We start from the raw sequence: 13,104 nt of genomic DNA, 5'->3' as shown, positions 1-13,104 counted from the left end.
CTTATCAAAACACTTTTTAACTCAAAAATATATCACTGCACCTGTTCATTTGCGCAGTGATATACTACAATTTGAATTTTTTACTGTGCCTTACTCGGCTATTGTGTTACTGGGACTGGACTTACACCCGATCTCTGCGTTTTTAAATCAAAATATGCATCCAAAACCTCTTTACCAATTGCAGAATTAATACCTGATTTATCATTATTTACCCATGGCACAACAACAGAAAAAGCAACTTCCGGATCAGCATCATATGGCGCATACCCGGCGAGAGTTAAATTATAACATTTTTTTCGATAGTTGTTTTCATCTCTTCCAATATCATTTTCTCCACCGTACACTGTTTCTGCTGTCCCTGTTTTCCCAGCCGGTTTATAAGGTAATCCTTTAAAAGTTCCAGCACCGGTCCCATCTACCTCTTGGAAAACTCTTCTAAACCCTTCTTTCACATGATTTATATATGAAAGATCCATATCCACTCGATTTAACACGACTGGTTCCATCGATTGCATAACTTTCCCGACTTCCTCTGGTCTATTCGGTTGCTCTCTAATTTCTTGTACAATTTGTGGTTTCATTCGGTAACCACCATTTGCAATCGTTGACATATATTGCGCAAGCTGAAGCGGCGTATATGTATCATATTGTCCAATGGCATAGTCAAGTAAAAAACCAGGTATATTATCGGTTCTACCCATTTGACCAATCGATTCATTTGGAAGGTCAATACCGGTTGGTACACCTAAACCAAATTGTCTAAAGTAATAGCGCATTTTATTGAATGTTTCTTGCCTAATATCTAACGGATTGTTTGGTACATAATCAATCCCCGCAATCTTTAACGCCGTATTAAACATGTAGACATTGGATGAAACTTGCAATGCTCTTAAATCATCAATATCTCCAAAGTCTTTCCACGATTTCTTCGGCTTCGAACTTCCTTTAAAGTACATTGGTGCATCAAAGAAATGCGTATATGGCTTAATCGCTTCTGTTTGATATCCCGCTAATACCGTAGCTCCTTTCACCGTTGATCCTAACTCGTAAGAACTTATCATCGTTCCTAAAGCGTAGTCTTCTATTTGCATCCCGCCATCTTTATTTACAATTTTCTTTCCTGCTAATGATAGAATTTGACCATTTTTCGGATTCATCATAACGACGAATGCACGATCCATCATCGGTTCAGAAGAATGAAATGCCCTTAAATTCCTTTCAAGACTTTCCTCCACCTTTTTCTGTAAATCCATATCAACTGTTAACATTAAATTATTTCCACTTTTTCCTTTTGTCACTTTTTCAGTCCGAATAATATTTCCAGCTTTATCCGTAATATTTTTAGACTGTTCTTTCGTTCCATGTAACACATCTTCGTATTGTTTTTCGATGTAACTCTTACCAATACGATCATTTCGGTTATAATCTCGCACTAAATAATAGTCTAATTGCTCCCTTGGTAATCCCTCATTCTCAGTAGAAACACTACCAAGTACAGAACGTAGTATTTTGTCATTTGGATATTCGCGCTCCCAATCCACAGTCGTATCTACGCCTGGCAAGCTCGATAATCCTTCACTCACTACTGCATATTCATTTTGACTTACATCTTTTTTGACGATTTGTGGCGTCATTTTATATCCCGCATTCATTTTGCTTTTAATTGCTAGTACTTCTATATCCTCTTTCGAAAGCTCGTTTAATTCTTCTTGTGTAATTCTTTCTCGTCTCAACTCTTCTACTTTCTTATCTAAGTCTTTCCCTTCTATTTCCTGTTTCCTAAATTTACTCTCATCTTCTTTCGTTACTTTTGTTGCTGCACGTTTTTCATTTAACTGCATCCAAAAGTCTTTTTTATCTGTCTCTGTTAACTTGTCCATATCTTCTTGCGGCATTTCAATTAGCTTTGCTAAATTTCTTGCCACTATTAAAACCTCTTTTGAGTCCACTCCTTTCATCTTCGTATATGTAACAGTTCGTAACGGTTTATTATTTACAATAACTTTCCCTTCCCGGTCAAACATCTTCCCTCTCGGAACTGGAGTACTCACCGTTACATCTTCCTTTTTATTCACTTCATTTCGATACGTTTCTCCGTCGATGATTTGTACTTTACCTAATTGAATAATAATAGCTGAAAATAAAAGAAAAACGATAAAAAATAGTACATTTAACCGAAATGGAATATGAGTCTTTTTCTTTTTCGACTGTTTCTGTTTCTCCTTTTTCTGTCTCATTTTGCTCCCTCGCTTCATTCTATTAACATTTCTGTGCATGAACCATTATGTAGTGAACTACCCACCACTTAGTATCTCTTACGAGCTTACTTGAAGTGGGGGCTTCTCGGTTCATCGTTACTTTTGATAGCTAACGAATTTGTCTTAGGACAGCCGAGCTAACTCCCTTGTTCCAAAGGTTATTTCTTACGACTTATATCAACGCTAATAATCGTATGGCTTCCTTTTTGATATTGATAGCTGCGTTATAGTCACGATTTATTGTTAGTCCACATGAACACTCATACGTCCGTTCAGATAATGACATTTCTTTTTTGTTTCCGCAATTACTACACATCTTTGTAGAAGGCAACCATTTATCTATTTTTACAAGCTGTTTTCCTTGTTCTTGTAGCTTATATGCTAAAAATGTCGTGAACATCCCCCAACCGTTATCAAGGGCACTTTTACGAAAGCGAAGGGCACGCGACATTCCTTTCATATGTAAGTCTTCTATTGCTACAACGTCAAAATTCGTAGCCAATTCTTTAGACTTATGATGAAGGAAATTCTTACGCTGATTAGCGACCTTTTCATACAACTCCGCTACACGGATCCGTTGTTTATTCCAACGCTCTGAATCTTTCACACGTCTTGCTAATACACGTTGTGCCTTTGCTAATCTGCCTAGCATCTGACGATAAAAGCGAGGATAATTGGCTTTCTCATCTTCGCTACTCACATACAATTCAGCCATTGCGAAGTCTAATCCAACTACACTTTCTACTTCTTTTTGAACAATTTCCTTTTCATATTCAGTCAAAACAGACACATAATACTTACCGGTTGGTGTCATCGAAATCGTGCATGATTTAATGATATGGTTTTGCGGTATCTCTCTATGTTGCTTCAGTCGCACTAATTTCAGTTTCGGTAATTTAATATAACCATGAAACAACATAATATTTCCGTTTACTCGATTCGTTGTATAGGATTTTCTACTCTTTCTACTTTTGAATGTAGGAAAATCACTTTGACCACTAAAAAAATTCTTATAAGCAGTTTGCAAGTTTAGTTGAGCGTTGGCCAGTGCTAACGAATCAACTTCTTTCAACCATTCATACTCTGCTTTATATTTCGCAGGAGTAGGGAATTTTTGTTTCTTTAGTTCTTCCTTGTTCTCTTTGTACGTTTCGTATACTTCTTTCCGTTCAGCCAGCATTTTATTATACACAAAGCGTACACATCCGAACGTTTTACGTATCAGATTTGCTTGTTCTTCTGTTGGATACAGACGAAATTTGTACGCCTTATTATGCTTTGTCATATCAGTTTATCTCACCTTTCGCCTTCATTTTCCATAAGCCATGACGGTGATCACACAACCTGAACACTACACGATTATTATTTACTTTCATTGTTATACCAAATTTCGCCTCTTATAAAACTGATTATATCAGAGCCGAAATAAAGGGAAACTTTAATCAGTGGGGGTTCCATCCCCATTGATTATTAGCCTTCACCAATCGGGCTTTTATGGGCAGTTGTCCCACCTAAATTCCTCGCATTCGCCGAATTTTGAGGTGGGAGTCTTACTGCCCGTTAATGCGGGATAAATAGGAAAACCAATTTTTTGGCTACACCAAACCGCAATTCATCTCCCACCTACCGCTTTGCTATCGTCCTTCACATGCTTGAGGAAGGAGACTTCTTTCGGATAACACGTTAAATTTATTTATATGCTATATATAGAATTTTATATTAATTACAAAAAAAATAAAAGATTTAATTTTCAGTTTTTAATTTTCTCATCCTATTTATTACCATTTCCCTTATACGCAATAACATGAATATAATTCATACAAAAAAACTGAGGTGGACATCATTCACCTCAGTTTCTTTACGAAAACAAAAACTTATTTAATCGAAGATAACCCTTTGGCAAATTCACCAATCTTATTTTGAAAAACAAAATCAAAATTGTATTCTTGCCCTGTTAACTCTTCATTTACTAAAATTGTTGTTGCGCCTACTTCTCTCTTTGCGATTTCCGGGAATGAAGCGACAGGTTGCACTTTTAATGACGTTCCCATTACGAGAAGTACATCTGTTTCATATAAACGTTTTATTGCATTTTGATATTGTGGTAACGTATCTCCGTATAAAACAACATCTGGGTTTAGAATGAAATTACACTTCCCGCAACGCGGTACTTCATGATCAATCATATATTGTAAATCATATCCCGTTTTACACTTCGGACAATGTGCAGTTTGAAGTGTTCCATGTAAATCAATTACATGTTTACTACCACCTACTTGATGCAAACCATCAATATTTTGCGTTAAAATCGTTATGTCCTTCCCTTGTTCTTCTAGCTCCGCTAAAAATCGATGCCCGCGATTTGGTTTATATTGATGAAACGTATTAATTTGAAAGATTTCTTTATAATGCTTCCAAAACTCTTTCGGATTTCTATTATAATAGCCTCTCGACAAATACATCTCTACATTCGCATCAGCATATAATCCATTTGCTGAACGAAAATCAGGGATTCCACTTTCTGTGCTTGCACCAGCACCTGTTAACACTGTAATTTTCTTCGCTTTTTCTAAAATTGAACGTACTTCTTCAAATTGCACAAAAATCACCTCTAAGTATATTCCTATACTTATTATACCAGTTGTTTACAATAGGTGTTGTACAATTCATTTTACTTACTTCATTGCATGAATTAACCCCCCACTTTTTTGGGTGTAATTAAAGTTTCAAAGATAACTACTGTTCAATTAAGTCAACAATATACGTAGCATTCTTAGTAGCTAAAGCACTCTCACAATCAATTCTGGATTGTTTAGAGGTAGATTCAGTGAAAGGTGTGTCTAATGAGCAAATGACGATTTTTCAATTCATTTAGAAAGCAGCCAGAAGGCTGCTTTTCTTCATCGATGGGCTTAGATAGTTATGGACTACTGGGAGCCTCTTAAGTTATACTTGTATAATATAAAAAATTAACAAGGGGTAATATTAACATTATGAAAGAAAAAAACGAACTTGTTCAAAGTATTCCTCAAACAGGATTTTTTGGGCATCCAAAAGGATTATTCTCTTTATTCTTCACTGAGTTTTGGGAAAGGTTTTCTCATTACGGAATGAGAGCTATTTTACTGTATTATATGTACTATTCAGTCGCAAAAGGTGGATTAGGAATTGAACAATCTACCGCAACCTCGATAATGGCAATTTACGGTTCCTTACTGTTCATGTCTAGTATTATCGGTGGATGGATATCGGATCGTTTATTTGGTCCAAGTAAAACCGTATTCTTTGGTGGCGTTTTAATTATGATTGGCCATCTTATTTTAGCTTTACCGGGTAGTAAAAGTGCGTTATTTATCTCTATGGTCTTCTTAGTTCTAGGAACAGGGTTGTTAAAGCCTAACATATCGAACATCGTAGGAAGTTTATACAGTGAAACAGATGCGCGTCGTGACTCAGGGTTCAGTATATTCTACATGGGTATTAACTTAGGTGCCTTACTTGCACCTTTAGTTGTCGGAACATTAGGTCAGCAATATAATTTCCACCTTGGTTTTGGAGTTGCGGCAATTGGTATGGCAATTGGGTTAGGGGTATTTGTTGGAACAAAACAGAAAAACCTTGGTCTAGTCGGTACGCAAGTACCTAATCCATTATCAGATTCGGAAAGAAAAAAGACTATTAAGTATTTCAGTGTTGGTCTAGTTGTATTAACATTGCTAGGTGTGGTTACAATTCCAACTGGGTTGTTAACTATAAATCGTTTTACATTCCTGATTAGTATCTTAGGGATTGTTATTCCAACCTATTATTTCATTTATATGTATCGTAGTCCTAAAACAACAAAAGTAGAGCAATCTCGTCTTCTTGCGTATATACCACTCTTTATTGCAGCTACAATATTTTGGTCTATACAAGAACAAGGTGCTATTATCTTAGCGACATACGCGGATCAACGAACTCAATTACAGTTCAATGGAATTACATTGCATTCCGCTTGGTTCCAATCATTAAGTCCAATCTTTATCGTAACGCTTGCCCCGATTTTTGCATGGGTTTGGATAAAGTTAGGCAAGAAGCAGCCTTCAACGGCAAAAAAATTCGCTATTGGATTGCTATTTGCAGGTTTATCATTCTTAGTTATGATTATTCCGGCTTTAATCAACGGTACTCACTCTTTAGTGAATCCTATGTGGTTAGTCCTTAGCTTCTTTTTAATTGTAATTGGAGAAGTTTGTTTATCTCCTTCAGGGTTATCAATAACGACGAAGCTGGCTCCAGCTGCTTTCTCTTCGCAAACCATGAGCTTATGGTTCTTATCAACTGCGTCTGCGCAAGCAATAAATGCCCAAGTTGTTAAACTGTATAATCCTGCAACAGAAGCAATTTACTTTGGTATTATTGGTGCTATCTCCATTTTAGTTAGCATCCTGCTGTTTACATTATCATCAAAAATCCAAAATTTCATGAAGGGACTTCAATAACGGTCTCTTATTGAAATGAACAAATACAAGTTTCTATGTGAAGAGTAGCCAAATGGGTTACTCTTTTTTGTAAAAGTTAGATAAATATCGCATTCTTACCGTACTTATATTTAAATTTATCAGTTTTGAAAAATCATAGTACAATTAACAATTCTGATGATTATCTCTTACCCAGTTATACTTTACTAATGGAAAAAAATTCACTCTGTTTGTTTTACATAAAAATGGTGTGATATTTTTATCACACCATTTTTATCACACCATTTTAAAATCATTACTTTGTATGTCTTTGAGTTTATCAGAACTTAACTTTTTATCCATTCATATAGACGAAAATTCTACATCATTAAGAAACTATTTAAAAAGTTCCCTTTTATTTGGAACAATTCCATATTTGTTAGAATACTCCCATTGCAACCTTTCCCTTTATATTCTATACTGCATCTTCAATTACAAAATACAAACACACAAAGAGGGCTGCATCAGCCCTCTTTAATCTACTATTATTTAATGCGTCGTACCCCCAATTTCCACAATATCCACCTCAACTTCCATCGCTACCTCAATTGCCAATTCTATACCTTTACTAATAGTAGAAAGTGACATACTCGGTTGACCTGGATAGTTGCTCGCTTGTTCTGGTAAGAACGGAATATGAACAAATCCGCCTTTTATTTTCTTATCATTCTTCTCTAGTTCGTGCATGAGTCCATAGAATAAATGATTACAAACGAATGTACCTGCAGTTTGTGAAACAGATGACGGTATACCTTCTTCGCGAAGTTTTTTCACGATTGCTTTCATCGGAAGTGTAGACCAATACGCAATAGGGCCTTCTTCTACAACCGGCATATCCACCGGCTGATTCCCTTCATTATCAGCAATTCTTGCATCATCAATATTAATTGCTACACGCTCTATCGTAATATCTGGTCTGCCCCCAGCTTGTCCAATACATATAATCATTTCAGGCGACAACTCTTCTATATACTCTTTTAATACTCTTATTGATTTATGAAATACGGTTGGAACTTGTTTACTAATAATCTTGTACTCTCCGATTGTTTTTTCATGCAAACTTTTTGCGACTTCCCAAGCTGGGTTGATACTTTCTCCCCCGAACGGATCAAATCCTGTTACTAATACTGTTTTCATAGTTTCACTCTCCTAATTAGAAACGATATACAAGGCCGTACATAATAAACATATTTATAATAAAAATGGAAAGAGCAATTGGTACTTGTGCTTTAATGACTGCATTTTTATCTTTCAATTCTAAAAGCATCGCAGGTACGATATTAAAGTTTGCTGCCATTGGAGTAAGCAACGTTCCGCAATATCCAGCAAACATACCGAGTGCTGCCATAATTGCTGGGTTTCCTCCGTGCATTTGCACAATTAAAGGTAAGCCGATTCCACCAGTGATTACTGCAAACGCTGCGAATGCATTCCCCATTACGACTGTAAATAGCATCATTCCTAAACAATAGGCCATAACAGCAACGAATGGATACTCTGTCGGTAACACTTGTCCGACTAGATCCGAAACGACTTGTCCTACGCCAGACTTCGCAAAAATACCGCCAAGTGCTGCTAACATTTGTGGTAAAATAACTGCCCAACCGACAGCCTGTAGTAACCTACTTCCTTCTTGAACAGGCGTTGTTATTTTCGCTTTTGTAATACGCATCGCCGCAATGAATGCAAGTAATGCCCCTAACGCTAATGCAACTAATGTTACTTTATCAGGATCAACAAGTGCAACATTTCCCCATTTGATTTTTCCTAACGTTAACGTTCCGATAATTGTAAAAATAGGTATTAATATTGCAGGCATAAAAATTTTATTTTTTAATTTCTCAGCATGTTTCACACGTTCTTGTACTGGTACTTCTTTCTCCTCGGATTTTGTTACTTTATTTAATGAAGCCAAAACAACCATAACAAGCACAATACAGCCAACATAAAACGAAGGGATTACATTTCCGAATAAAAATGTAACTGCAAACAATGCCCAAAATAAACTAGAACCGAATCGGTTTGGATGCTCACGATCAAATGCAATACGAACAGCGATAAATGCAACGATTATACCTAATACATAATAAATTGTATCCATTGTTATGATGTTCATCTTATATAGCCTCCTTCTCTTGTTTTTCTTCTGCTTTCATTGTTTTCTCTATATACTTATCAAACCTTCTAAACCTGATCCAGCTCACAATAAGGGCAGATATCGCAGTTGGAATTCCCCAAAGCGCCATATCCCATACACCGACATGCATACCTACTGAATCGAAGAATCCTTTCATTAATAAAATGGCTCCAGTTGCGATGAAAATATCTTCTCCGAAAAACCAAGCTGTATTTTCCGCAGCTGCTGCATTTGCTTTAATCTTTTCTCTCAATTTTTCAGGGAGTTTACCGTATTTACCTTGCGCAGCCCCTTCTGCCATCGGCGCAACAAGCGGTCTTACCGTTTGCGCATGACCACCAATATTTAGTCCAAGTGCTGCTGATGATTCTCTTATCGTAAAATATGACATTAATACTCTTCCAGTTGTTGCTCCTTTTGATTTCGTTATAAGTGCTTCTGCTCTTTCTTTTAAACCATAACGCTCTAAAATTCCGATTACCGGTAAAGTTAATATGATTGGCATAGACATATATCTGTTTTCTATGAAAAATTTACCGAACATGCTAATCACATCATAAAAACTTAAGCCTGAAACCATACCAGTAACAATACCCGCAACCATAACTACTAACAGTGTATTTAGCCTAAATAAAAACCCAACCGCAACAAGTAAAATCCCAATTAATTTCACCAATTTTAACACTTCCTCTCATTTTTAATCCCGCTAATCAAAGTTTCACTTTATTTGGTGCGCATATAGAAATACCGTTAAGTTCGAATGTTCTGTATATTTTTTCCGCAAATTGGACTGCTTTCTCTCCGTCCCCGTGTAAACATATCGTTTGCGCTTGAACTGCTACTTTCCCCCCATTAACCGATTCTACATACCCTTCTTTCACCATTTGAAGTACTTGTTTTATTGCTTCATCTTCATTTTTTATAAGAGCATTTTCTTCTGTACGGCTCGTTAAAGTTCCATCCTGCTTATACGTACGATCGGCAAAAGCTTCTTGTACGAGAGTTATATTATATTTTTCTGTTGCCCTTATAAATGCCTCACTATTTGCTAATCCGTAAAGTAATAATCCAGGGTTAATATGATAAATTGCCTTTGCAATTGCATCCGCAATTTCCGAATCAGTTGCCGCCATATTATATAAGGCACCGTGCGGTTTTACATGTTGCATTTTCCCTCCAGCAGCTTTAACAAATCCTTCTAATGCGCCAATTTGATATAAAACATAATCGTATACTTCACTTGCTGAAACATGCATGTTCCTTCTTCCAAATCCAATTAAATCAGGAAATCCAGGGTGTGCCCCTATTGCTACATTTTGCTGCAGGGCTTTTTCAACCGTTTGCCTCATAACGGACGGATCACCAGCATGAAAACCACAAGCAACGTTTATAGAGGAAACGAACGGAAGAATTTCATCATCATTCCCCATTTTATAAGCTCCAAAACTTTCTCCTAAATCACAGTTTAAATCGATCGTAGTCACGATGTTTTCCTCCTAATCTCAGCTTCGTAAAGCGATGAATTTCTTTAATAGACTCATACTTGTTTCCTGCTTTATATATAATTGTGCAGCTTCTTCCATAGTTATTTTTTCAAAAGTTACATAGTCTCCTGGTTTCAGCTGCGCTAGAAGAGGTAAATCTACTGAAATTACATTTCCAATTCTCGGATAACCACCTGTCGTTTGTCTATCCGCCATTAATATAATAGGCTGTCCACCATTTGGTACTTGAATTGTTCCGAATGTAACTGGGCTCGATAAAATTTCTATCTCTTCAACTCTATTTAAAACATCTCCGTCAAGCCTATATCCCATGCGATCAGCATAATTGGACACTTTATACTCTTTCGAAAAAAACGACTTTATACTTTCTTCTGTAAATTGATCATATTCAAAGTCTGTTATGACGCGAAGAATAGGATGCTTCTTATATTTTGGTAAAGCATTGTTACAAATTGCCCACTTCGTTTTTATACGCTTTTCTTCTTGTAAATTTTGAATGAAACGGCTTGCAACTTCTGCCCCTGTACCAATTTGAAAATAATCTCCTTTTTTCAGCATTCTCCCTTCAATACCGCCAAGAGCAGCACGTATGTAAGTACTTTTACTTCCCATCGTACGATCAATATTTATACCGCCCGCAAAAGTCACATATGCTCTGCAACCGCTTTTCGCTTTTCCGAGGCAAAGCATGCTTCCTTCTTCAGCTAATATAGGGCGCCATAATGGAATGCGTTCTCCATTTAATAACGGTTCCATATCCGCACCGCCAATCGCGAGCAATGTCGTTTTCTTTATTAACAATTTAGGTCCCATTATTGTAATTTCGAGTCCTGCCTCATTCTCCTCATTACCTACTAACATATTAATCATCCTGAGCGCACCTTTATCCATAGCACCGCCAACAGGTACACCGTATTGTTGATAATGAAATCGCCCTAAATCTTGGACTGTTGTAAACATTCCTGCATGCAAAACCTCTACATCCATTCTTTAGCCCCCTCAAGCGATACGTACTCTTCCTTTGTTATTGGTATAAATCGTAAATACATACCACTTTGAATATATGTTGGTGTTTCTTCTTTTGGATTAAATAGAGAAATAGGTGTTCGGCCGATAATATTCCAGCCTCCTGGTGTTTCTAGCGGATAAATACCTGTTTGATTTCCGCCAATACCTACTGAACCAGGAGCGATTTGTAACCGTGGTGTTTCTTTTCTAGGTGTTTCTAGTTCTTTTGATAATCCCCCTAAATAAGGGAAGCCAGGCGTAAAGCCTAACATATACACGAAATATGTTGTTTCACTATGTATTCGAATAACATCCTCTACTTGTAATCTTTGATAATGTGCAACCTCTTCTAAATCAGGTCCATATTCTCCCCCGTAACACACTGGTATAGAAATATGTGTCACATCTCGGTTCACTTCTTCTTTATAAGAATCACACAGCTCCCGTATATACTGGCAAACGTAATCATATGGTCTTATATTTCTATCATTTTCCTTCCATACTTCGTACAAATTGTAATAAACCGCTAATGAAGTAAACGACGGAACGCATTCAACCATTCCTGCAAACGGATGTTGCTGCAGTGCTTGAAATAGTCGTTGTACTTTTTCATATATATCCATTCCAATTTCTTCACCAAATGTAACAATAATTGCTTGATCCCCTAACGCAGAAAATTTCATCCCACTCCCTCTTTCTATGCCAAAAAGCCGAGTTCTTTCGAAATGCGGTATGCTGTTTCTTTCACTTTCGCAGTAAAATATGAAATGTTACTTTCGCTATACTCAATTGCTAATCCCGAAATACTAATGCCGGCTACAACCGTTCCATCACTTGCAAAAATTGGAGCTGCTATAGCCGCTGTATGATTTTCTAATTCAGAATAACTAATTGTATATCCAGCTTGTTTTGCCATATGTAACACTTCTAGTAAATGCTCCTTATTCACGATCGTTCCATCTGCAAACTGCTTTAAATCCGTTTCCTCTACGTACTTTCTTTTCTCTTCCTCAGAAAAATACGATAGTAAAATTCTCGGACATGCACCCGCATACAGTGGTGCCCTTCTTCCAACCGCCGTATAAACACGTACTGGCTGAACTCCTTCCATCTTCTCAACGTAAATTGCGTCATTACCATCTTGAATAATTAAATTTACTGCTTGCCCTAAACTATCCCTAAGCTCTTTCATATAAGGAATCGCAATATTTCTTACGGATAACCTTTGTGAAACAAGTTGACCAAATCGTAAAAAAACGACTCCGAGACGATACTTTCCCTTTTCTGTTTTTTGTAAAAAGTCCATTTCTTCTAACGAACCAATTAAACGATAAACAGATGTTTTCGGCATATTCGTAAGCTGAACCATCTCTGTTAAACTTAGCTCCTCATGCTCATAAAACAACTCTAAAATATCCATTGTCTTAACTGCCGTTTTATTTATACTCATCCTATCTCCTTTTCGTTCCGAATTTCGGAACTTCAATTCCGTTTTTCGAAACAAACATATAATTTAAAATTATAAAATATTCTTTCAATTCTATCAATATATTTTTCACGTACATCCTCCGATAAATTTTGTCAGTCATTTAAAAAACGTAAATAATTAAATATATTTGTAAATTTTTATATCTAATTATTATTCATTTAATCTATATCGTTTATTATTTAATTTAGTAATGTACAACAAAATGTGA

At 36.4% G+C, this 13,104-nt stretch carries 11 protein-coding genes; 1 reads left to right on the top strand and 10 read right to left on the bottom strand.

Features of this window, described 5'->3' with window-relative positions:
- Positions 1-98 precede the first annotated feature (98 nt).
- From NSS74_RS08625 to NSS74_RS08615, 3 genes are all read right to left on the bottom strand, one after another.
- Positions 99-2,255, bottom strand: a complete 2,157-nt coding sequence (locus tag NSS74_RS08625) for a peptidoglycan D,D-transpeptidase FtsI family protein (protein WP_340813408.1) — start codon at positions 2,253-2,255, stop codon at positions 99-101.
- A gap of 175 nt (positions 2,256-2,430) precedes the next feature.
- Complete coding sequence (locus tag NSS74_RS08620) at positions 2,431-3,543, bottom strand: transposase (RefSeq protein WP_340813405.1); 1,113 nt, start codon at positions 3,541-3,543, stop codon at positions 2,431-2,433.
- A gap of 589 nt (positions 3,544-4,132) precedes the next feature.
- On the bottom strand, positions 4,133-4,858 hold the full coding sequence (locus NSS74_RS08615) for an NAD-dependent protein deacylase (RefSeq protein ID WP_002032997.1): 726 nt from the start codon (positions 4,856-4,858) through the stop codon (positions 4,133-4,135).
- 393 nt (positions 4,859-5,251) lie between these two features.
- Between NSS74_RS08615 and NSS74_RS08610 the strand changes: the two genes are divergently transcribed.
- Positions 5,252-6,739, top strand: a complete 1,488-nt coding sequence (locus tag NSS74_RS08610; RefSeq protein ID WP_016101120.1) for a peptide MFS transporter — start codon at positions 5,252-5,254, stop codon at positions 6,737-6,739.
- Positions 6,740-7,246: 507 nt separating this feature from the next.
- Here NSS74_RS08610 and pcp read toward each other — a convergent pair.
- From pcp to NSS74_RS08575, 7 genes are read right to left on the bottom strand one after another with little or no spacing between them, the layout of a single operon-like run.
- The gene (pcp, locus tag NSS74_RS08605; RefSeq protein WP_016101119.1) at positions 7,247-7,894 is read right to left on the bottom strand and encodes a pyroglutamyl-peptidase I; all 648 of its coding nucleotides are present in this window, start codon (positions 7,892-7,894) and stop codon (positions 7,247-7,249) included.
- Between the two features lie 16 nt (positions 7,895-7,910).
- Positions 7,911-8,873, bottom strand: a complete 963-nt coding sequence (locus NSS74_RS08600) for a DUF979 domain-containing protein (protein WP_033709246.1) — start codon at positions 8,871-8,873, stop codon at positions 7,911-7,913.
- Between the two features lies 1 nt (position 8,874).
- A complete protein-coding gene (locus NSS74_RS08595; RefSeq protein ID WP_002142352.1) occupies positions 8,875-9,570 on the bottom strand; it encodes a DUF969 domain-containing protein in 696 nt (231 codons plus the stop codon).
- A 34-nt stretch (positions 9,571-9,604) separates the two neighbouring features.
- Entirely contained in the window at positions 9,605-10,378 is a 774-nt protein-coding gene (pxpA, locus tag NSS74_RS08590) for a 5-oxoprolinase subunit PxpA (protein ID WP_002033004.1), read from the bottom strand.
- Between the two features lie 18 nt (positions 10,379-10,396).
- Complete coding sequence (locus NSS74_RS08585) at positions 10,397-11,386, bottom strand: 5-oxoprolinase subunit C family protein (RefSeq protein ID WP_256486105.1); 990 nt, start codon at positions 11,384-11,386, stop codon at positions 10,397-10,399.
- Positions 11,377-12,090: a 5-oxoprolinase subunit PxpB gene (gene pxpB, locus NSS74_RS08580; RefSeq protein WP_340813400.1), complete on the bottom strand. Its 714-nt coding sequence runs from the start codon at positions 12,088-12,090 to the stop codon at positions 11,377-11,379. Before pxpB ends, NSS74_RS08585 begins: the two co-directional genes overlap by 10 nt.
- A gap of 14 nt (positions 12,091-12,104) precedes the next feature.
- On the bottom strand, positions 12,105-12,857 hold the full coding sequence (locus tag NSS74_RS08575) for an IclR family transcriptional regulator (protein ID WP_061675364.1): 753 nt from the start codon (positions 12,855-12,857) through the stop codon (positions 12,105-12,107).
- Between the last annotated feature and the right edge of the window lie 247 nt (positions 12,858-13,104).

The organism is Bacillus sp. FSL E2-8868 (assembly GCF_038005505.1).
In the GTDB taxonomy this organism is placed as follows: Bacteria; Bacillota; Bacilli; order Bacillales; family Bacillaceae_G; genus Bacillus_A; species Bacillus_A mycoides.
This window is presented reverse-complemented; position numbering and strand designations above follow the sequence as displayed.